The 22,366-nt window shown below is 50.3% G+C and carries 19 protein-coding genes; 6 read left to right on the top strand and 13 right to left on the bottom strand.

Going from position 1 to position 22,366, the window contains the following annotated elements; all coding sequences use genetic code 11:
• Positions 1-6: 6 nt before the first annotated feature.
• Genes F459_RS0105780 through F459_RS0105765 form a run of 4 tightly spaced genes read right to left on the bottom strand, consistent with a single transcriptional unit; the run spans position 7 to position 3,872 of the window.
• Positions 7-1,701, bottom strand: a complete 1,695-nt coding sequence (locus F459_RS0105780) for an ABC transporter permease (RefSeq protein ID WP_020611789.1) — start codon at positions 1,699-1,701, stop codon at positions 7-9.
• Entirely contained in the window at positions 1,698-2,381 is a 684-nt protein-coding gene (locus tag F459_RS0105775) for an ABC transporter ATP-binding protein (protein ID WP_013256436.1), read from the bottom strand. Before F459_RS0105775 ends, F459_RS0105780 begins: the two co-directional genes overlap by 4 nt.
• Positions 2,368-3,474, bottom strand: coding sequence for an SPFH domain-containing protein (locus F459_RS0105770; RefSeq protein ID WP_020611788.1), 1,107 nt, complete (start codon positions 3,472-3,474; stop codon positions 2,368-2,370). Before F459_RS0105770 ends, F459_RS0105775 begins: the two co-directional genes overlap by 14 nt.
• Positions 3,471-3,872, bottom strand: coding sequence for a GntR family transcriptional regulator (locus tag F459_RS0105765; RefSeq protein WP_051086154.1), 402 nt, complete (start codon positions 3,870-3,872; stop codon positions 3,471-3,473). Before F459_RS0105765 ends, F459_RS0105770 begins: the two co-directional genes overlap by 4 nt.
• Positions 3,873-3,974: 102 nt before the next feature.
• Between F459_RS0105765 and F459_RS0105760 the strand changes: the two genes are divergently transcribed.
• Positions 3,975-5,000: a sensor histidine kinase gene (locus tag F459_RS0105760; protein WP_020611786.1), complete on the top strand. Its 1,026-nt coding sequence runs from the start codon at positions 3,975-3,977 to the stop codon at positions 4,998-5,000.
• Positions 4,997-5,374, top strand: coding sequence for a response regulator (locus F459_RS0105755; RefSeq protein ID WP_020611785.1), 378 nt, complete (start codon positions 4,997-4,999; stop codon positions 5,372-5,374). Before F459_RS0105760 ends, F459_RS0105755 begins: the two co-directional genes overlap by 4 nt.
• Before the next feature lie 31 nt (positions 5,375-5,405).
• Here F459_RS0105755 and F459_RS0105750 read toward each other — a convergent pair whose 3' ends face one another.
• Both F459_RS0105750 and typA read right to left on the bottom strand, forming a co-directional pair.
• A complete protein-coding gene (locus F459_RS0105750) occupies positions 5,406-6,437 on the bottom strand; it encodes a M48 family metallopeptidase (protein ID WP_020611784.1) in 1,032 nt (343 codons plus the stop codon).
• A 4-nt stretch (positions 6,438-6,441) separates the two neighbouring features.
• Positions 6,442-8,274 (bottom strand): translational GTPase TypA, encoded by a 1,833-nt coding sequence (gene typA / locus F459_RS0105745; protein ID WP_020611783.1) that lies wholly within the window; start codon positions 8,272-8,274, stop codon positions 6,442-6,444.
• A gap of 99 nt (positions 8,275-8,373) precedes the next feature.
• Here typA and F459_RS0105740 point away from each other — a divergent pair, with 99 nt between their 5' ends.
• Positions 8,374-8,799, top strand: coding sequence for a hypothetical protein (locus F459_RS0105740; RefSeq protein WP_020611782.1), 426 nt, complete (start codon positions 8,374-8,376; stop codon positions 8,797-8,799).
• Entirely contained in the window at positions 8,796-9,605 is an 810-nt protein-coding gene (locus F459_RS0105735) for a glycerophosphodiester phosphodiesterase (protein WP_020611781.1), read from the top strand. Before F459_RS0105740 ends, F459_RS0105735 begins: the two co-directional genes overlap by 4 nt.
• Positions 9,606-9,613: 8 nt before the next feature.
• Here F459_RS0105735 and F459_RS0105730 read toward each other — a convergent pair whose 3' ends face one another.
• The 6 genes from F459_RS0105730 to pepT form a co-directional block, all read right to left on the bottom strand.
• Entirely contained in the window at positions 9,614-11,095 is a 1,482-nt protein-coding gene (locus F459_RS0105730; protein WP_020611780.1) for a hypothetical protein, read from the bottom strand.
• 1 nt (position 11,096) lies between these two features.
• Positions 11,097-12,485 (bottom strand): DUF6175 family protein, encoded by a 1,389-nt coding sequence (locus F459_RS0105725; RefSeq protein ID WP_020611779.1) that lies wholly within the window; start codon positions 12,483-12,485, stop codon positions 11,097-11,099.
• Between the two features lie 13 nt (positions 12,486-12,498).
• Entirely contained in the window at positions 12,499-13,800 is a 1,302-nt protein-coding gene (locus F459_RS0105720; protein ID WP_020611778.1) for a hypothetical protein, read from the bottom strand.
• Positions 13,801-13,889: 89 nt separating this feature from the next.
• Positions 13,890-15,227 (bottom strand): hypothetical protein, encoded by a 1,338-nt coding sequence (locus F459_RS0105715; RefSeq protein ID WP_020611777.1) that lies wholly within the window; start codon positions 15,225-15,227, stop codon positions 13,890-13,892.
• A gap of 62 nt (positions 15,228-15,289) precedes the next feature.
• Positions 15,290-16,408 (bottom strand): FecR family protein, encoded by a 1,119-nt coding sequence (locus tag F459_RS0105710; RefSeq protein ID WP_020611776.1) that lies wholly within the window; start codon positions 16,406-16,408, stop codon positions 15,290-15,292.
• A 56-nt stretch (positions 16,409-16,464) separates the two neighbouring features.
• A complete protein-coding gene (pepT, locus tag F459_RS0105705; RefSeq protein ID WP_020611775.1) occupies positions 16,465-17,736 on the bottom strand; it encodes a peptidase T in 1,272 nt (423 codons plus the stop codon).
• A gap of 82 nt (positions 17,737-17,818) precedes the next feature.
• Between pepT and F459_RS0105700 the strand changes: the two genes are divergently transcribed.
• Both F459_RS0105700 and F459_RS0105695 read left to right on the top strand, forming a co-directional pair.
• Positions 17,819-18,733 (top strand): DUF2156 domain-containing protein, encoded by a 915-nt coding sequence (locus tag F459_RS0105700; protein ID WP_020611774.1) that lies wholly within the window; start codon positions 17,819-17,821, stop codon positions 18,731-18,733.
• Positions 18,734-18,925: 192 nt separating this feature from the next.
• Positions 18,926-21,061, top strand: a complete 2,136-nt coding sequence (locus F459_RS0105695) for a glutamine synthetase III family protein (RefSeq protein WP_020611773.1) — start codon at positions 18,926-18,928, stop codon at positions 21,059-21,061.
• Between the two features lie 96 nt (positions 21,062-21,157).
• Here the strand turns inward: F459_RS0105695 and F459_RS0105690 are convergent, their stop codons facing one another.
• Positions 21,158-22,345 (bottom strand): aminotransferase-like domain-containing protein, encoded by a 1,188-nt coding sequence (locus tag F459_RS0105690; RefSeq protein WP_020611772.1) that lies wholly within the window; start codon positions 22,343-22,345, stop codon positions 21,158-21,160.
• Positions 22,346-22,366: the final 21 nt, after the last annotated feature.

The raw sequence follows: 22,366 nt of genomic DNA, 5'->3' as shown, positions 1-22,366 counted from the left end.
TGCTCCTCACTCAAAACGAAGGCTTTCGGTGACAGGCATCCGCAGAGCCCTGAAGGTGGGAGGCAAGGCCATAAGAGCGGAAAGAAGCGTTGCTATAAAAGCGGTGCCCACAATCACCTTGGGGTTCCATGCCGACCGAAACTGCGAGGTAATACGATACCCAAAATCACCACCCGCCTGCTTTGCAAGGGAAGAAAAGTCGATACCGGTATGTACCATGGGAATATTGATCAGACAGCCCAAGAGCACGCCCACCGAAGCGCCGATAAGGCCGACAAGACCAGCCTCCAACACATAAGAGAAAAGAAGCTGACCGTCAGTCATTCCGAGGGCACGCATCATACCAATCTCTTTTGTCCGTTCAAGCACCGCCATCAGCATGGTATTTGCAATGCCGATGAACGAAAGAAGAAAGAGAAAAAGCGCCATGATGCGGGTAGAGACATGGTCCCCGGCGGAAGCCGCGAAATAATCGGCGGAATAATCTTCCCACCCCTTGACGACAAGCTCGGAAGGAAACCGTTTCCCCTCTTCGGCAAGCGAGCTCACAAGGGCCGACTTAATCGTATCAGGGCTCTCAAAGCTTCCAGGAAGAACAGAATCCTTTGCGTTCGAGGCCCGGACCAAGAGCTCGGTCACGGCGCCGTCCAACATGAGTCCGCCTGTTCCCTGAAGGGCATCGAGAGGGATATATGCTATATTTCCGTTTGTCTTCGGATTCGGTGAATTGATAATGCCGACGACCACCGCATCAATGAGCTGATTTACATGGCGGATGGCACCGGAATAGTCGGCTGCAGTCATCGCCTTTAAGACCCGGTCGAGAAGATCGCTGTCGTCCGTAGAAAGAAGATAATCACCAACTAAGGGATCCTGTGTATAGGCCGATTGTATCAACTGACGGTCCTCGGCCGTAAGGGACGGCAGCAAATCCTCCTCAAAACGCTCCTCACGAATTTTCTCGGGAGCGGCAATCATGTCGATGACCGTCGATATCCGTACATCCATCCGCCCCGAAGCATACAGGATATCCCATAGGCGATTGATCTCCTCATGTGTTACATCGTCGCGAAGGGCCATCTTGGCCTCTCCGGATTCAAAGCGTTCGGTATAGAGCCCCTGAACAAAGTCCCGCTCCTCTTCATTCCGGGTGGCGGCAAGGACCTCATCCTCCCAAAGGTTCTCCGAAGGGCGCCGAGGAATACCTACATGTAATTTTTCCGCGGCCATTGTCCCGAGAGCAATTTCAAAGCTTCCGGAGCGAGGGAAGCGGCCGGCATCTACAAAATCGGTGTAGCGCAAAAGCCTGTGTTCCCGTTTGGGATCCATAGCGTTAAAGAGGATGGGAGCGGAACCGGTACGGGAATAGAGGGTACCTGAGAATACGAAACGGGGGGCCGCATCATAGCCCGAGCGCTCCAGGGCCGAGGCTATGCCTTGCCAGCCGGTAAAACTCTCGTACATGGGAAGCTCATCTTTCTTGCTGAAATAGGCCTTGGTCTGGATCTTTGCCGCCCCCATCTCATAGGAGACGATATTCCGACGTGAATCGAGGTTCATCCCAAGCAGCCATCCATCCATGAAAATATAGAGTGCGACACTTACTGCCACAGCAAGGGCGGTAATAACCGTTTTGACACGATGCCGTGCAAGATTCCGTAATGCCATCGAGGCAACGGTTGCCGAGATGGAATACCTCATCGTCGACTCTCCGATTCAACCATCCCGTCCCGAAGCATTATCAAACGGCGGGCAAACTCCATTACCATGGGATCGTGTGTGGAAAAGATAAAAGTCGTTCCTTCTTTCTCATTCAACGCAAGCATAAGATCGAGAATAGCCCTGCCTGTGGTCGAATCGAGATTAGCGGTGGGTTCATCAGCGAGGATCAGAGACGGCTTTTTCACCAGCGCACGGGCAATCGCCACCCGTTGTTGCTGACCGCCGGACATCTCCTTGGGCCGACGATGTTCCATACCTCCCAGCCCGACCTCTTCCAAAGCCCGAAGCGACTGCTGCCGGGCCTCCTTCTTTTCTATTCCAAGCAGTACCAACGGAAGAGAAACATTCTCAAGGGCGGAAAGAACCGGTATCAGATTATAGGCCTGGAAGATGAACCCGATTTTTTGCCGTCGCAAGAGTGCCGATTGGTTACGGGAGAGCGAGGCAACCTCACGTTCATCGACGGAGAGGGAACCGGCCGTAGGGGTGTCGAGACAACCGACGAGGTGCAGGAAGGTGGACTTACCGCTTCCGGAAGGGCCTGCAACAGCGGCAAAGGCCCCAGCCTCAAAGCTTAGGCTTACACCTCGGAGGGCATGTATCTTCAAATCGTTCAGTTCATAATCTTTATATAGCGCAATGGTATCAACCACGCCCATTCTTATCCTCCTTCTCTGCAGCGTTGCGTCTGATTTCGTTCAACGCCTGCAGGCCAAAGACATCTTTTGATTTCAATTTTTCGGCAATCGAATTGGGTACCAGCATCATAGAATTGCCAGCCTTTAGTCCCTCATTCAGGATAGAAAAGCTCTTGAGCAGCAAAGTGGTATCATGAGCATCGTAAATTTCGGCAGCTTCTTCAAGTTTCCGGGCGATCTCGATCTCAGCCTCAGCAAGGAGTATCCTCCCCTTCTTTTCCCTCTCCATCTGGGCCTGATGACTCAGGGAATCCTGTAACTTTTCAGGGATCTGCACATCCGTTATTTCGATATGCTGAACGGTAATCCCCCATTCGGTGGTTTTTTTGTCAACCTCCTCCCTAATATGTTCCTCTATCACATCGCCACGCTCAAGAAAAGTCGACAAGGTATTTTTACTGACAGCACTTCTAAGGGCCGTTTTCGAAGAAAGAATGACGGAATCTTCGTAATCCTGAACTTCACAGACCGCTTTTTCAGAATCCCACACCAGCCAAAAACAGATGGCATCTACCGTCACAGTCACCGAATCCAGGGTCAACGTCGTTTCTGCGGTAAAATCAGTTACCCTAATCCTTAGATCCACCACCTTTGCAACACGTTCGGCAAGAGGCATTAGAAGGAAAAGCCCAGGCCCTTTCACCCTGTGAAATTTCCCGAAACGAAGAATGATGGCACGTTCCCATTCCGCCATCTTCTGCACAGAGGGGGCAAGCAAGGCCCCGGCTGCTGCAAAAACTATGGCGTATGGAGCCTCACTGATCTTCCATGCAAGCAGAATGGCAATGAAAATAATCAGAAGCTTCACAGCCGACGTCCATCGAGGGAAAAGGGCCATGATCACCATAGCCAGTATTGGGGTCGTGCACAGAACAACATACTCTATGAGGGAAGGAGCAGCACCTGTACCCAACCTGATAGCCATACCGACACCAAAGAAAACCGCCAAGAGGCCAAGGCCGACGGCATTCAATGAAAAATCTCTTTGCCGTTCGGGGACCTTTGTATTCTTGATCGGCGTTTTCATTTTACTATGCTTCTGGAACAGGTTCATGTTTCCTCCTTGAAACTCTTAACAAGATCGATGACTTCAGAACGTTCGACCCCGAGATCGCGCATGTCACGAAGAAAGCGGACGAGGGTTTCGCTGATTCTGAGATTCCGCTCGTCGTCCACCTCCGAAGGAGGCTGATCCGAAACAAAGGTACCGTTTCCCACCTGGGTTGTAACGATCCCTCTTATTTCCAGTTCTCCATAGGCTCTTGCAATGGTGTTCGGATTTATCTTGAGGTCTATCGCCAAAGCCCTGATGGTCGGTAGTCTATCTCCGGGAAAAAGCCGTTGCCCAAGAATCGCATGCTCGATCTGCTGGATAATCTGGCGATAGAAGGGGACTCCCCGGGCGGGATCAAGAGATATAACAACTCCTCGCGCTTTCATTGTACTATTCATATAATACAATACTAATTGTACTAATACAATAAGTCAATATTTTTCACCAAAATTTCTTCTTTTTTGACAAACACTTCGACGTAGACTAACATTAGCAAATAGATGAAGCATTCATACCAGGGCGATAGTAACGATCCTCTTAGCCGGCTTTCAACCGAGGATTTGTCGCGCTTTCCATCAGAGAATCCCAATCCAGTCCTGAGAATTGATTCATCAGGCATGCTTATCTATGCAAACAAGGCAAGCAGAATGTTGCTCGACGAATGGAAACTGGAATTCGATCAACCGGCCCCCCCACTTTTACGAGAAACGGCATTATCGTCACTAAGTGAAGCGCGGAGCATGGAGATTGATGTTCCCCATAAAACACGGGTTTACGCCTTCTCCATTGCCCCTATCGTCGAATCGGGATATGCGAATCTATATGGTCGTGATATCACCAAACGAGTCAGAACAGAAGAGAGTATCCGTCAGGCACTTCTCGAACGAGAGACACTTATACGGGAGTTGTATCACCGAACAAAGAACAATATGAACATCATCAGTTCGATGATCTCCCTCAGCGCATCCTATTCCGAAGATGAAAACCTCATACGGTTATCACAGGAGATAGAAACTAAAATCACATCAATGTCGCTCGTGCATCAAATGCTGTACGAATCAAAGAACCTTTCCAGTATTGATCTTGATCTCTATATCCAGAAACTCGCACGGCTCTTATTGAAAAGCTACCAAAACGGCGGAAATACAATAGCAATGAGGTTCGATCTCGTCCACATTGCCGTGCCTATTGACCTGGCAATTCCGTGTGGGCTCGTACTAAACGAGTTATTTACAAACTCACTAAAGCATGCCTTCCCGAAAGGGGAAAAGGGAAATATAGCAATTTCTCTCTCATTTATAGAGGCCGAGAACGAAATCGAACTCATGTACTGCGACGACGGCATCGGCCTTCCTCATAACTATGATGTTCGGTCGCAATCGACCCTCGGGATGCAGACAATCTTCCTCATTATCGAACATCAGCTGGGAGGAACAATAGCATTCGATAAGCGTGGTGAGAGAGGGCTCAGATGCTCGATTCGCTTCAAGCGTATCATCCATCCGACACTGGAGGATCTACGATGAACAGTGAAAACATGATTCTTTTGGTCGAAGACGAAGCCATGATAGCCATGAATCTTACAATGAAGCTTCGAAATGCCGGTTATCCGATCAGCAAAATCTTCGCATCCGGGGAGGATGTTGTCCGCTTTGCAAAAAACCGAAATCCCGATCTGGTACTTATGGATGGAAGATTGGCAGGAGAAATCGACGGTGTAGAAGCGATGCGGCGCCTAAGGGAAATACACAAAAATCTCCCGATTATTTTTATCACCGGCTATACAAATGAATCTTTCATCGAAAAAGCACATGAGTTATCCCCTGTAGCCTGCATGACAAAACCGGTAAACATCAATCAGCTGATAGGTCATATCAAGTCCGTCATCTATCGCCAATAGGGAGCAAAAAGCCTATCGATAGAAAGACTCCTCACTCATGCCTTCCCTTTTGATCGAACTGATCAAAGATATCCCGGACAATTTTTCCTCCCTCTTTTCCCAAATCACCTAAGGCCTTACCGAGATGTTTTGCAAAGCCTGCAGCAGGGTCCCGAGTCTCTTCAAAATCAGATTCATATTGCTGGTGAGCTTCCTTGAAATAGTCCCGATTTTTCTCCTCTGCCTCACCTCCCCGTTTCAGGTAATCTCCACCGTAGATCCTCCCAAAGCTGCCATCGTCGACCCAACGCTTGAGTTCCGGGATGCGTATAACAGGGAGGGGATGAGACATGTCCCAAGTGTTCAGGAATTTATGAAGGGAGTCGATAACAGACTCCCCGGCATCATATTCCGCGGCTTGAGAGAAGAATTCGTTTATATCCATCTGGCCGATGTCATTCCCGCCGGCCAGCTTCATGAGTAGCCGGAAGGAGACATCCTGATCCTGGCAAACCAATAAACCGGCACGGTCCGCGCTTAACTCACTTTTGCGGTCCCACTCACGCAAGCCCGCCATAACGGGAATAATGAGAAGATCGAGCCCCGGAATGCGGAGCGCCTTGAAACTCACATTCACCAAAACCCACAGTAAGGTTTTATAGAGAATATGACCACTCATACAGTGTCCAAGCTCGTGACCGATTACGGTCAGAAGCTCCTCATCATCCAGGGAGGAGACAAGGGCACTGTTGAGGGTAACAAAGGGGCGGTCGACACCGACCGCTCCGGCATTCATCGCGGGATTATAGGTAACGAATATATCAAGCTTGTCGTCGTAATCCAGGACAGAACAAGCTTCCTTTGCCAATGCATGTATGCGGGGGAACTGCCGCTCGGTGACACGAACGGCTGACCCGAGAAAAAAAAGCCGAAGAGAGCGGTCCGAGGTGATGGAAAGGACCGCTTTGGTTACCTGGCTTAAACCGGGGATCTTTTTCAGAGCCTCCAAGGCGGCAGTATCGGCCGGATGCTGCCAGGAACGAGAGCTTATCGTGGGAAAATAGCAACGCTTTTGCGGTGTCATAGGCTTAAGACTGCCCCCTTTTATCTTCGATCTTGCGACGAGCCGCAGAAAGCTCTTTTTTTCGCAGACGAATTGATTTCGGCGTTACCTCGATAAGCTCATCTTCACGGATAAACTGAACCGCCCGTTCGAGGGTCATGGGAAGAACCGGTGTCAAAATCACCGCATCGTCCTTTCCCGAGGCGCGCATATTTGAAAGTTTCTTGGTTTTGGTAGGATTGACATTCAGATCGTTTTCGCGATTATGCTCACCGACAATCATCCCTTCATAAACAGGATCTTTCGGAACAACGAAGAGCGTTCCACGAGCTTCAAGGTTAAATAGTGCATACGGGACCGATGTACCTTCACGATCGGCAACAAGCGAGCCGGTGAATCGGCCGGTAAAATCTCCCCGGTACTCCTCGTACCCCGAGAGATAGCTATTGAGGATCCCCGTTCCTTTTGTGTCCGTAAGGAATTCATCACGATATCCGATGAGTGCCCGGCTGGGAACCGAGAATTCGATCCTGACACGACCATTTTCGTGGCTGGTGATATTGAGCATACGCCCCTTTCGCCTTGAAAGCTTTTCGGTCACAACACCGGTGAAAGGATCCGCACAATCGATAAAAAGATGCTCTATCGGTTCCATCTTTTTCCCATTTTCCTGGTGAAAAATAACATGGGGACGACCCACACAAAATTCAAATCCTTCGCGACGCATAGTTTCAATGAGAATAACCATCTGAAACTCGCCCCGCCCCTGAACAATAAAACTATCGCGATCATCCCCCCGACTCACCCGCATAGAGACATTTGTGAGCGTTTCCTTTTCCAAACGTTCAAAGATTTTCGTCCCCTGAACGATCTTTCCCTCCTTACCGGAAAAGGGCCCGTTGTTTACGGAAAACCGCATGGAAACCGTCGGTTCATCCACGGTGATCCGTTTCAGGGGTACAGGATTATCTTTGGAACAGACAGTATCACCGATATGAACATCCTCGATCCCCGCAAGTACGATGATCTCCCCGGCCTTCGCTTCTGTCACATCGGATAGAACCAACCCCCTGTAGGACTGCAGACGTGTCACCCGAAGGGGCTTGGCCTTTCCGTCCGGGCCGATACAGGCAAGAGCCTCATTTGCTTGGACAGATCCGCCGTATACCTTTCCTACGGCAAGACGTCCAAGATAGTCATCATAGCCTAAATCGGAAACCAACATACGAAAGGGTCCCACCATATCAACCGACGGCGAAGGAATATGATCAACAATGGTATCAAGAAGAAGATCGAGCTTTTCATCCTCCCCATCGGGACTTCTTTTTATCACACCGTCTCTTCCAACGGCATAGAGAATCGGGAATTCAAGCTGATGATCTCCCGCATCAAGATCGATCAGCAGGTCATACACCTCATCCAATACCTCCAAAGGACGTGCATCCTGGCGATCGATCTTATTGATGACAACGATAAGCGAGAGCCCCGCCTTCAGTGCCTTTGAAAGGACGAACCGTGTTTGAGGAAGAGGCCCCTCCGCGGCATCGACCAAAAGAACGGCCCCATCGACCATCGACAGGGCCCGCTCCACTTCGCCGCCGAAATCGGCATGCCCCGGCGTATCGATAATATTGATACGAAGGCCTTTCCATTCGATGGAACAGTTTTTCGCCTCAATGGTAATCCCTCGCTCCCGCTCCAGGTCGAGCCGATCCATGACACGCTCTGCAACCTCCTGACCGGCCCGAAAAACTCCGCTTCGTTGAAACATAGCATCTACTAAAGTGGTTTTCCCATGATCGACATGGGCAATAATTGCAATATTCCGTATGGTATCATTTTGCTGTGTGCTTTGCATAAAAAGACGATACCCCGAAGCGGGGCGTGTATACAAGCTGCCGAGAGGCCATTAGCCGTCGGTCTCGACCTGTTTTATTTCCCGTGGTATCATTTATCTATGAATGCGGATAGGGAATATGCCCTTCGCATCGCCACAGAAGCGAAGCGTTTGGAAAAGAGCATTTCAGGCAAGAAAAGCGAATTGAAAACATGGCTCTCAAGGGTCGATCTCGCCGAAAATTCTGGAAAAAAAGAGCTTGCCGAGGCTGCAAAGAAAAGGGTCAGTGAACTTGAAACGGAAATCCAGAAGCTCGAGGTAGAGGCGAGTCTTCTTTCCCGTGATGTGGAAGAAGCAAAAACGTTATGGAAAAGTAATGCACCTGAAAGGCTTCTCTCCACCGATGCCGAGGCCCTTGTCAGAAGACTTGACGCCCTCGCAGGAAATATCGGCTCGGAAAGCGAGGCATTTGCCGAGCTCCAACGCAATGCCGACGCAGAGGCCGCTTTGGAAGAGTTGAAGCGAAGCATGGAGGAGAACAAATGAAACCATACGCCTTAGCACAGTTTTCCGAAGACCACTTTATTAATCAGCAAGCATTACGCCCCCTTCTATTCGGCCATCGCGGCTATTCATCAAGAGCACCGGAAAACACAATGTCCGCATTCAGGCTCTGCGCCGATCTTCACATACCTGGTATCGAACTGGATGTCCACCTCACAGAGGACGGAAAGATCGTCGTTATACACGATCACAACCTCAAACGAACCGCAGGCATCGAGGCAGTTGTAGAGGCCTGCAGACTGGACGATCTCAGGCGTGCCGACATCGGAAGTTGGTTTTCTCCCGAGTTTACAGGTGAGCTTATAATAACACTGCAAGAGCTGTTCGAAACCTTTTCCGATCGTTTCTATTACGATATCGAATTAAAGGATGAAACACGGGGGGATAGTGGGCTGGCCTCGGCCGTCGTCGACGTTATCGAGAAATCAGGACTGGAGATGCGGTGCATACTCTCCTCTTTTAATCCATTTCCTCTCATCGCAGCAAGGAAGCGAAGCAAGTCGATTCCCACTGCAATTATCTACAGCAACGACAAGGCGGTTCCCGCAATTCTCCGCCGAGGTTTCGGTAAAGTCATTGCCTCGACCCCAATTCTCAAACCGGATTTTTATCAAGCGGGCCCCTTTGCCACGGCATGGTACCGAAGGGTTGAAGGTCGTGCCGTAATTCCCTGGACCGTCGACGATCCCGCCAGCGGGAAAATGCTTCTTCATAGGGGTGTGGACGGCCTCATAACAAACGACCCCGAAATTCAGTTAAAGAACTTCGGGGTCGAGAAGGTTTTCTAAAACGAAAATCACGGCAGGCTGTTGGCCATGGAATCGCCGATCATCTTACCGAATTGTTTAAAAGCGGCACTCATCGCACTCTGAGCATTGTTGCCAAGAGCCGTCTTGAATTTTGTTCCGGACGAGTAAAGGATATCTCCACTCGAAAGGTCGGCAACCTTGATGTCTCCGGAGACCTTTACCGTAAAACGGCCGTCTCCCTCTCGAAAATCGCTGATTCCGACGGTACCGAAGATGATTCTTCCGTACTGATTTCCGAAGCTAGTTGCGGCATTTCTGATAACGGCCGCATCGCTGGAACCCTGAAGGTTCGAAAAGGGGGTAACGGTTCCGACCTTAAAGCCCTGGCTGCTGAGGGCCTCCAAGAGCCCCGAAGCCGTCTCCGTCCGTCCGGTGGCATTCCCGCCGTTATCGACATCGACGATCATGACCGCCGTAGCGACCTCCTTCGCCCGGCTTTCCACGGTATAGGAAAAGCTTACCTCTTTTGTCCCGATCAGCTGTTCGAGGGCCTCAAGTTGGGGATAGAGGGCATCCGGTACATTCTCTAAACTCTCAAGCGCATCCGAAAGATCGATACCCATGGAAAGGGTCTCTTTTCCGACAAAATCGGGAGGAGGAGGAAGAAATTCCACTCCACCGCCGGATCCGCTCTTTACCGTCTCGACTTGTATCTGCGTCCGATTATTTCGCCCCAAGGTTTTATAGGTCACCCTCACAGGAACATCTGAAAGAGCCCCTGCCTCGGAAGAAACCTTGGCACGAAACCCCTCCCCAAAGGGTTTGTTCATATCAGCCGAAAGGTTGTCGTTCAAGCGAACAATGGTAATCGCCTGAACCGCCCTCCGCGCTTTATTCATGTTTCGCTCGTACTTGATGGCGGCATTATCCACCTCGGAACTTGAGGCAGCCAATGCGGCTTCAAGATATTTGACTGCAGCCCGGTACCAGGAACCGGAAGAAGCAAGTGAATCGCCCTCGGCTTCGGGGCCGGAGATGGCCTCGCGCTGTTCTGCAAAGACAGCCTGAATCCGGGCCTGCTCCTTTAAGAGGGATTCCTTGTCATAGGCCGCAAGAATATAGACATTTGCAATCCCACCCTGCTTCTCGCTGTAGGTATCCCGAATGCGAAAATCACCTATCTGGGCCTTGCTGCTCTCCTTGATCGTCTGCTCGAGGCTCGTGGTAAACGAATCAAGGGTATCCTTCGCTTCAACAGTAGTATCGGCGGTTACCTTTACACCAAGGAAGCGGGTAATCGATGCAACAAGATCGCCGGTAGCCGCCTGCCGGGCCGCGGCCTCATCACCGTCCGGATTCGAACCGGAACCGACAAAAAAGACCTCGTCGGAAGTATCCGCAGGAGGCGTCATCACCCATGAAGGGCGATCGCTTCCCGATCTATCGGAGCCCGAAGAAGCACAGCCGAAGAGAAATGAGAGAATAATGAATCCCGAAAGAATAAAACTCGTTTTGCGCATCTTTCTCATCTTATAGTCCTGTATCGAAAGTGATGGAATTACCCCGCTGAAACACAAGGAAGGTTCCTTCCATTCCGGAAACCCCTTCGGTTGCATCGTAGACCAAATCTTCGAGATCGGTAATACGCCCGATAAGGCGCACCTCATACCGACTTTCTTCAGGAGCATAGCTCAATTTTCGGATATTCTTGACCTTGCGTTCTATCTTCTTCTCAAAGTTCCTCATCATTCTGGAGTCGGGCGTATTCTGAATCACCAACGTATACTTAATTCCCTGGCTCAGCTCCTGTCGGGTATACAACTGCGCCTGTTCGATCGCCTTCTGTATTGCGTTATAGGTGGCCGAAGCAACGGCGTTGTTGAGGGCATCCTTCTCGCTTACGGTGCTCATGGCAGGAGGTACGGTTTGATAATAAGCAGTTCCCCTGCCACTCCCGGTAGAGGCATCGAAATTCTTCAGGTTTACACTTGCGCTGCCGTAATAACGGCCACTCTTGGTTTCCGAATTCGCATCGACGGCAATCTCAATGTAAATATCTGCATTAAGTTTATTTGCGATCCACTGAATCATCGAGATGGACTGTCCGGTCTCTTCCTCATAGGCCATCTCCTGGTCCTTCTTGAGCCGTTCGATCTGCTCCAAGTCGACATAGTTCATACCGTTCTGTGCAAGATACTTGTTGGCCATACCGACCGCGGTGGTGGCAAGAAACTGATCGGTGACGCTTTCTTCATCGTAGTAGACCATGTAACTGAGATTACCTACGATATCCTGAATTAATGCGGCTTCCTGCGGATCGATCTCGCCGGACGTCGAAGCAGACGCCTCTTCAGGAACTTCTTCCTGTCCGGCGGAAGGGGTAGCTTCGGTAGTTGCGGTTGCAGGCTGCGGAGCGGAAATGGCAGGCCTCGGCTGATCGACAAGAGCGACCTCGCCCCCCTGGGGTAACACCTGTCCGCCGTAGATGCCGGCGCCACGGAGGACCGCAGCAACAGATTCAAGGTTGATTTTAATACCAAGGGTTAAGGAAAAATCGCCATCCGATCCCCCACGGTCGATAATCTCCATGGAATCATTGTACACATATGCATTGACGCCGCCCTTGCCAAAAAGAGCCGTCTCAACTTCATCTCGTTTTGCTGCCGCGGCGGCAACGCCGAGCAGATCGGCCGAAGCTTTACGCACCGCCGCAATCTTAGCCTGGTTCATCGCCTCGGTCTGAGTGGCTCCACTGCCGCTGCCGTAATAGACCGGCGAAGGAACCGGTGTGGCGGAAGCAGCCGCCTGTTTGCCGGACGCTGCAGGCCCTCCACCAGTGCTGGCACAACCCGCCAGAAGAAGTACGAAAACAACGGAGAACGCGGCTCCGATTTTCACAATACTGTTTTTCTTTTTCATCTATTTGCTCCTGCTACAACTTGAAGGTCAGGCCGCCGCCCAAGACAACACCGTTGTAATCGTTGGGATTAATGTCTTCAAGGACCAAGGCCTGATAAAAAGTATATCCCGTACGAAGGAAAAATTTCATGTTCTGTTTGAAAAGATATTGTGCCTCAACAAGCCCGGTAAAACCGATGCTGCTGAAGTACTCATAATCCTCGTCGCCGTTGATAGGAACAAGGAACCCCGCACCGACGACGGCACTGGGGTTAATGCTCAGCCGCCCGAACATCCAGTTGGCTTCGGCACCGACATAGGCGTTAACCGGAAACCAGATAGCAAACGAGTCGCCAAGAGGAACCTCTACTCCTACCACGGGCCTCAGCGAATAGAAACCACGACTTGCAACCGACCGCAAGCCAGCAATAGCAAAAATCTCCTCGTCAGAATCGGAAGACTGAAGGATATCAAGATATCCGGACAGCTCAACACCGAGTCGTGGAATCTCCTTCAGCTGTTCCCCCACATTCGGCCGCCCATTACTATAGCGTACCCGGGTCGAGGAGATTTCTTCGTCGACGGATTTTACAACAATCAACCCGGTCTCCTTCGACATCTGACGACCGGAAGGAAGAACCCTTGTCTCGACAATGGCAAACTCATCACCGACCTGGACGCCCATGTTCCTGCCGAATTCGATAATATATTCTCTTCCCACAATATCAATAATACCGGTCTTCAGCTGAAATTCAGGAACGCTGCGAAGCTTATACTGCAGCTGCATGGGGATGGCGTCAACGGCACCTTTTACCGCTTCCTTCTGGCTGTCTCCCGACCCCGAAGTATCGATCTGAAAACTCGCGAAGGCCTTCCCCTCCTCGACATTGACAAAGGTAAAGGAGGTTTGAATATCGGCTTCATAGGTGCCTTCGTCATTGCGAACATCGTAGTAGCTCATTACCGGGATAACGACGATGAAGGAACCGACAAGTTTATTGAAATCAGCCTCGGTAAAGGTTGCTTCTCCAAGCCTGACCTCTTCGGGGATTTTGACGTTTTCCTCTTTGTATTTTTTCACCTGATCGATAAAGGATTGAATATCGCCGGCCTCTAATCGATAGGTCATCCCGTAGATGTTAAATCGTCCCAACCCAACAAAAACATTCTGTATGGCCTGGTCGACCAGACCAAGAGCCCCGGAAGGTATGCTCCAATCTGCATAACTGAGACTGAAGACAGCAATATCTTTTTTTTCGGAAATTTCTTGTGCAGAAAGGGACATTGCCATCATACAGACGGCAAGCAGTAAAGCCGACAAACGTCGAGATTTCATGGAGCTCCTCCTCAAAGTTTTCCATCTAAATAATATAGGCAGAATCTTAAAATTTCAACGTGGAAGAAGGATTATTGCATGAAAGTTAGCTATTGCACTCCTCCGTTACGAACCGAAACGTGCACTCCCAATTCATCCAAGAAGAGAGGAGCCTGCCCCCCTATGCAGAGGGCCAAAGGAGCCGCAAGGTCAAAGCCGTCACTCGAATCCTCCCACGTTTTCACAACATGATGATCAATCGAACAGGAAACCACCAAACGCCTTCCATCAAGAGAGACGCTCCAACCGACGATGGACGAGGGGATGGCTGCAATCCCCGCAGAGAGCCGTTCAGGCGATTGGACCTCCTTCTTCCGGGCAGGCAGGAGTATATAGGGAATGGAAGAGGAATCACGTCCGGCACTCAATACGATCTCCCCATCTTTCGTAAGCTCCCAAACAGAAGTATCGGCATCTTTTTCCAGCGGTTCGAATATATGATCGATAGTAATTGAGGATCGATCTTCCGCAGCTTTCAAATCGATCTCAAGCCGATCCCCGACTGCAAAACGGTACCCGAAGGTCCCGTTCCTGACAAAAGGCCGGGGGGTTCCCCGCCTCCGAATCTCCGAAGAAAGGGTGTTCGAGGCGGGATCCAAGCTTCCGTAAAAATGGAACAAAATTTCATGACTTCCGTCGGGAAACAGATCGCTCCCAGGCGTGGAGGCGGTAGAATCGACATAGAACTCCATCGTGCGGTAAAAGGGAGATGAAAAAGGATAATCCCCGGCACAATTTTCGGGAGGAGGTTCCGGGAAAAGTTCCAGCAAAACCGTATACACACCATCACGTCCCGGTGCAGTCAAAAGAGCCCCATCCTTAAAGTCACCGGCAAGGCCGAAGGCAAAGGGCTCGCCTTCGAGACTCCACCGCAGAAAAAAATCGGGATTCTCTCCCACATTGGTAAAAAGAAGGCCGTATGTTCCGGGCTCGAGGGAGGCAGCGGGAACAATATTGATGAAAGGTATTTCAGGAAGATAGGATTCGGTAAAAAAAGGAATCTCACCTGATTCTATGATTTGATTCTCGGCATCAAAGAGCTCATATCGCAGGAGGTGATACCCCCTGTGGGATTCTTCCAGAGTAACGGGCGGCAGCTCATCATCTAAAAGCTCCTGAGTAAACTCGGCACTCCCGACACTTCGACTATCACGATCAAGGATGGTGACGAGCATTCGATCAGGAATAGGCAAAGTCTGCCACTCACCCTTTTTTCTGATTTCAATCACAGCGCCGGGCATAAGAACGGCACCGGCCTCGACCGAGAGATCAATATACCTACTTTCCACTTTGTCATCACCGAAAGGGGAAAAAAGATCCGCATCACCGCAACCGGCACATAAAAAAGCAACACACGAGAGCACTATAATGGAACGAAGCCTATTCACATAATCCTTCCTATTCGTACTATAGCACAAAAAAGGGTAAACAGGCAAAAACATCTAATACATCAAAAACTAATTTTACCCCCAAAATGGCCGGTACCTTCCAGTGAAAAGGGATTATCAAGAAGCCCAGACGCCCCTCCACCGGTAGCGTCATCGATTTCCTTATAGAGCTTAAACAGATAGCGAACATCGGAGAGTTGCAGTTTCGTTTCGGCATAACTTTTTCCGAAACGGGTAAAAAACTGGGCGGACGAAAGAGTATTATCGATGTTGGTCCTGCCGATTCCCTGTTCATGATAGGCCGCAAGTACATCAAGCCGGTAAAAAAGCTGTTCGAAAAGCGGCAGGATACTCCTCATCTTGATAACGGACGGACTTATCTTTGACTTCACCTGGAAAAGGGTACCGGTGGCAGTTGTCCCAGCCTTACCGTATCGTTCAAGAAGTGCCCTGTTTGCGGCAAGAAGACGGTAGGCCTCCTCAAATTTCGGATAGTAGTTTTGGTACTGACGGGCATAACCGCGGATAAAGGTATCCGCCCCGTTTTTAAAAACATCCATCCGTTTGGATATCCAATAACTTTTATAGGTATCCAGATCCTCCCGGGCAACCGCAAAGGCGGAAATCTCCGTTTCGGGAACATCCTCCACTACCTGCCCGGGTTTTGCATAGAAGCTGCGCCCCTGAGGATCGGCACATTCCACGGCCCCTTCGTCACAGAGGACAAGGATTCCCCCCTCAGGGCTGGATGCCACGTCAAAGCTGGTCCCACGGATTCCCATGACGGCACTTTCCGTACGAACATTAAAACTCTCGTTGCTGGTAAGTTTATGGACACGAAAGGAGAGGCTCCCCTTCATCATGGTGAAACTGCTCTGCTGTTTTCCACCCACCGCATCATCGGTAAGATAAAAGGCCGTATCGGGAAGAACCTGAACAACAGCAGATGTCCCAGAAGCGGTGACGACATCGATTTCGGCACTGCCGTCTTTTCCGGTTTCAAGGGTATCGTAGGGCTCAAGATAAAAACCGATATCCACATCCTGCCACTCAAGTTTCTTACCGTCACGGTAGACATCGACCGTTCCGTCCAGATAGACTATTTCACCGCTCAGCCGCCCGGCGAATACTATTCCCGTCATCGCCAGTGTCAAGAACAACAAGCAGACAAGCCGTTTCATTCACGGTACCCCCTATAACCCTTCGAAGATAAACGTAGCACAAAGAATCCCAAGATTCAAACAGCGCCCTTTGTTGCTTTCTGTTCGGCCCAAAGTGAGACCAGGTGAATAAGTGTTTCACAAGCCTCCGCCATGATCTCAAGGGACGCCCACTCGAAACGGCTGTGATAATTGTGACCGCCGGTAAAAATATTGGGTGTAGGGATGCCCATCTCGCTTAATCTGGAACCGTCGGTACCGCCTCTAATGATCTGCCGGACAGGCTCGACACCGCTTTTCGCAACGGCCGTTTCCAGGAGTTCCATGATATGCGGATCTGCAGCAATATGCTCCCGCATATTTGCATACTGCTTTCGAACGTCGACATCAACCTTTCCTCCGGGAAAGGCCTCCTCAACGGCTTTGGCAAAATGGCCAAGGGCCCCGATCCTTCGTTCCATACCGCTCGTCTCAAAATCCCGCAAATAGACATCGACATAGGCCTTGTCGAGATCCCCGGAAATTTCAAGGGCCGCATAATAACCGTAGCGATCATCGGTGGCCTCAGGACTCTCGTTCCGGGGAAGCATCGAGACAAAAGCCGACGCCATGGCAACGGCATTGACCAGCTTGCCGCGGGCGGTACCAAGGTGGATCACCTTGCCGACACAAGAAACCCTTGCGACAGCCGCATTAAAACACTCCCCCTCGATGATGCCCCGCTCCCCTCCGTCCACGGTATAGCAACAGGAGGCTTTAAGGAGGGAGGGATCAAACCTATCAAGGCCTCTGCCGGTTTCCTCATCGGGAGTAAAAACGATCTCAAGATCTCCACGGGCGATCTCATCATGAGCAAGGAGCCAGGAGAGGGCCGTCATAATTTCTGAAACCCCGGCCTTGTCATCGGCACCAAGAAGGGTTGTTCCGTCGGAAGTAATGACGGTCCCCCCTTTGCACTGCAGAAGCTCGGGATAAGAAACGGGATCGAGGATGTATCCTTCCGTAAGGGATATGACATTCCCGTCGTAATCACGGTGAACCTGCGGTTTCACGTCGACACCGCTCATATCCGGAGAGGTATCGACATGAGCCATCAAGCCGATGGTGGGGAACTCACCATTTCGGCGATTGCCGGGAACACGAGCGACAAGGTGCCCCCACTGATCAAGTTCGACATCGGCTATTCCCAGTTCACCGAGCTCTCGTTTCAACAGATGGAGGAGATCCCACTGTCCCGGGGTCGAAGGCAAGGTTTCGACATGGGGATCACTCATGGTGGTAATCTTTACATAACGAAGGAAGCGTTCAAGGAGTTCTTCCTTCAGCTCGCTTTGTAGTTTTGTACTCATATCATCACTATATCGTTACGATCCACGATAGGCAATTCTGTTTTTATTGATCAGGAATGATCTCTTTAGTATCTTTATCGATATGAGCATACCACAATACCCGGTCTTTGCACCAATCGATCTATCAATGAGAGGCGAGCTTCATCCCGGGCTTTCTCTCCTCAAGGACGGGATATCGGAATTCACGTTTGCAGGGCTCTTCCTCTTTCGTAAGCGATACGGCTATCGACTGAGCAGGCTGCCGGATAATCATCTTGTGATAAGCGGAACAAGTGAGTCAGGAAAATTTTTTATGCTTCCCTGTGGTATTCCGGACGATAGAGAGACCCTCCGCGCTCTTTTTTCCGAACATCAGTATTTAAAGAATTTGCCGGAGCAGTATGCGGAAAAAGAACGGATCAATCTGGAACAAAAGGGGCTGTGTGTCTGTGAGGATAGAGAAAACTTTGATTATCTTTATCTGAGGAAGAACCTTGCAACCCTTGCAGGCAGGAAATACCACAAAAAGCGAAATCTCGTGAACGCCTTTATTAATAGTTATGCCTATGAAGAAAAGTGGATCGACAAGGAGAATCGCAACGATGCCATGACCATCCTTGATGCATGGAGGAAAGAGCGCGAGGACCCAGGCGATTTTGAAGCGGCAAAGGAGGCTCTCGAAATGATGGAAGAGCTGGGTCTTATCGGCTGTCTTACCTATGTCGACGGAAGCCCAGCAGCCTACTCTCTGGGCGAACCCCTGGCAAAAGGAAAGGCCTTCGCTGTGCATTTCGAAAAGGCCAACGACGATTTCAAAGGAATCTATCAATTTATCAACCGTTCTTTCGCCTCCATGCTTCCCCGTCATTACTGTTATATCAATCGAGAACAGGATCTCGGAGATCCCGGACTCCGCCAGGCAAAGATGAGCTATCGACCGGACGCCTTCGTAAAAAAGTTCAAGGTGCAACCGGAAGAATCTGCCAACTGCTGCCCTTCGGACCAAATCTCAGAATAGACTACGAAAATGTAATACAATAATGTCGGTATTACATTTTCGTAGGTAAAATCCCCTACTTTTAGGTGCCATCCTATGGCTTAATCATTTTATCTTTTTCTCCGTAAATAAATTACAAAAAGCAACACATAGAATGGCACGATTTTTGCAATACAATATACACAAGCGATAGAAATAACTTCGGAGGAAATAATGGCAAACGGAAACATCGATTTCACCAAGACCCCTCTTACCGAGCTTTACGGGTCTAACCAATTTAGCGAAAGTGTCATGCGGCAGCGACTTCCCAAGTCGGTGTTTAAGGAATTACAGGCGGTTATGAAGGGTGAACAGACCTTAACCCTTGAGATTGCCGAGGTCGTTGCCAGCGCAATGCGGGACTGGGCAATTGAAAAGGGTGCAACGCACTATACCCACTGGTTTCAGCCGATGACGGGGCTGACTGCCGAAAAGCATGATTCCTTCATAAGTCCTACCTCCGACGGTAAGGTCATCATGGAGTTCTCTGGAAAAGAGCTGATCATGGGAGAGCCGGATGCATCCAGTTTCCCCAGCGGCGGCCTCCGGGCGACCTTTGAAGCACGAGGTTATACAGCCTGGGACACAACGAGTCCTGCCTTCCTGAAAGAAGATAGAACAGGGGTCACCCTTTACATCCCCACCGCCTTTATCAGTTTTAGGGGAGAAGCCCTGGATAAAAAGGTCCCCCTGCTTCGTTCCATGGAAGCGATTGAAAAGCAGTCCCTGCGCATTCTGAAAATCCTCGGAAACGACTCCAGCAAGCATGTATTCACCACTGTTGGTCCGGAACAGGAATACTTCCTGGTCGATAAGAGTTTGTACGATAAACGCCCCGACCTCATCCTTGCGGGCCGGACCCTTTTCGGCGCCATGCCCGCCAAGGGACAGGAGCTTGACGATCATTACTTCGGTTCAATTAAGGAACGGGTTTCCGATTTCATGCGGGAATTGAACTATGAACTGTGGAAGCTCGGTATTTCCGCAAAAACCCAGCACAACGAGGTTGCTCCGAACCAGTTCGAGCTTGCAACTATTTTTGCAAGTGCAAATGTTGCTACCGACAACAACCAGCTCGTGATGGACACTCTGCGCAAGGTGGCCCTTCGCCATGGTTTGGTCGTACTGCTTCACGAGAAGCCCTTTGCAGGTGTCAACGGTTCTGGAAAGCATAACAACTGGTCGATTGCCACCGACGATGGTATCAATCTTCTCGAGCCTGGTGACAGTCCCCATGAAAACGCCCAATTTCTGCTCTTCCTCGCTGCGGTTATCGAAGCTGTGGATCGTTACGCGCCCCTGCTGAGGGTCTCTGCGGCAAATACAGGAAATGATCACCGCCTCGGTGCAAACGAGGCACCGCCCGCGATTATTTCGATCTTCCTCGGCGATCAGCTCAGCGATATCCTGGAAGCCGTCTCTGGCGGTGGAACAGTAAAAGCACGTGAAGGCGAGATGATGATCATCGGCCAGACAAGCCTGCCGAAGTTTCCCAAGCACATGACCGACAGGAACAGAACAAGCCCCTTCGCTTTTACCGGAAACAAATTTGAGTTCCGTATGGCAGCTTCCAGCGCCTCGATTGCGGAAATCAACACCTTTCTAAATGCAGCTGTTGCCGATGTTCTCGCGGGTTTTGCCGAACGGCTCGAAACCGCAAAGGATACGGACAAAACCAAGACTATCGCCGAACTGGTAAAAGAGAGCTACAACAATCACAAGCGGGTTGTATTCAACGGGAATGGTTATTCCGACGATTGGGTTGCAGAAGCCGAAAAACGAGGTCTTCCCAACATTGCAACCACCGTTGAGGCGATCGAGCGGCTTACCGACGACAGTAATATCGGCGTTTTAAGCCGACACGGTATTCTCAGTAAGGAAGAAATTCTCAGCCGACATGAAATTTATCTTGAAAGCTACAGTAAAAAGATTAACATTGAAGCTGAAATCATGCTCCGCATGGCACGGCAGTCTATCTATCCGGCGGTCAATCGTTACATCGCAGAAACTGCGGAACTGATCGGACGGGTGGGTAGTATCGACTCTCAGCTTCCCATGAAGCGCCAGCGCGAGATACTTGCCTACCTCGTGGAAAAAGCCGAGGAACTTGCCGCAGCTGCCGATGTACTTGAAGTAAAAGTAAAAAGTGCCCAGAGCATAGCCGATCCCTCAAAACAGGCGAGAAGCTATCGGTTTGATGTTTTTGTCGCCATGAGTACCCTGAGAGCGGCTGGAGATGCCCTTGAAGAGGCACTGCCCAGGGATGCATGGCCGTTCCCTAACTATGAGGAACTTTTGTTTATGCTCTAATCCTCGACTGTTTTTTTGTTAAAGGAGGAGAATAAAGGGGGTCGGGCTGTCCTGCATTGGCTATGCAGGACAGCCCTTTTTCATTGTTACAGATTGTTAGACTTGTTCGGCGAAGAGATCGCCGAGAGTGGCAACGGCGGAATTGATCTGCTCCACCGTACTGTTGGTAAAGTTCAGGCGTATGGTACCGGCCCCGTCTTCCTTTCGTGTATAAAAGAAACGACCGGGCACATAGGCGACCTTCCGTTCAATGGCTTTTTCATAAACGGCAAGGCTGTCGAAACCTTCGGGGCCTTCCGCCCAGACAAACATTCCACCTTCTGGCTCGGTGAAAAAGAAAGAAGAAGGGAAGTGTTTTTTCAGCGCAGCAAGCATCGCCTCCTGTTTCGGACGATACAGTTCACAAATTTTCGGAATCTGCCGTTTCATGTGCCCCTCTCCGAGGTAGAGCGCGGCAAGGGCCTGTACGAAGGTACTGGTATGCAAATCGATACTCTGCTTGGCCTTTACCATCCAGGAGATCAGATCCTTCGGGGCTGTCACAAATCCCAGTCTGAGGCCGGGAGCAAATGTTTTTGAAAAGGTACCGGAGTAGAGAATATTATCGGAAGCAAGTGAAGCGATCGGTGGTAACGGCTCACCCCGATAACGAATCGCACCGTAGGGATCATCTTCAACAATCAGCAGGTTGTGCTTGATCGCAATATCGGCAATGGCCTTTCGTCGCTCCAAACCGATGGATTTTCCCGTGGGATTCTGGAACGTAGGAACAAGGTAGAAAAACTTCGGCTTCTCTTTCACTGCCACCTCTTCCAGGGATTCCGGAATGACCCCCTCTTCATCGGTAGCGATATCGACATAGACAGGCTGATAGGGATTAAAGGCTTGAAGCGCCCCCAGATAAGTAGGGGATTCAACGGCAATCTTATCTCCCGGCATAATGAAAAGCTTTGCCACGACGTCGAGAATTTGCTGACTTCCGTTGGTGACCAAGATACGATCTGTTTCGGCACTTTCAATATGCCGATCGTTCTTTAAATAACCGGAAAGCGCCTCCAACAGGGGAGCAAACCCTTCGCTCGTGCCGTACTGAAGAATTGAGTCCTTCCAGGTTGTCAGAGCCTTATCACACAGCTCTTTTACCAGCTCAACGGGGAAGGCATCGGGTGAGGGAAGTCCGCCCGCCAAAGAAATCATCCCCGGTTGTGCAGTGACCTTGAGGATCTCACGCAGAATGCTCGACTCCATGCATTCCGTCCGTTCCGCATACCTAAATTGTCCCACTACTTTGCTCCTCCTGCTTCT

It is taken from the genome of Sediminispirochaeta bajacaliforniensis DSM 16054, assembly GCF_000378205.1.
GTDB classification, from domain to species: domain Bacteria; phylum Spirochaetota; class Spirochaetia; order DSM-16054; family Sediminispirochaetaceae; genus Sediminispirochaeta; species Sediminispirochaeta bajacaliforniensis.
This window is presented reverse-complemented; position numbering and strand designations above follow the sequence as displayed.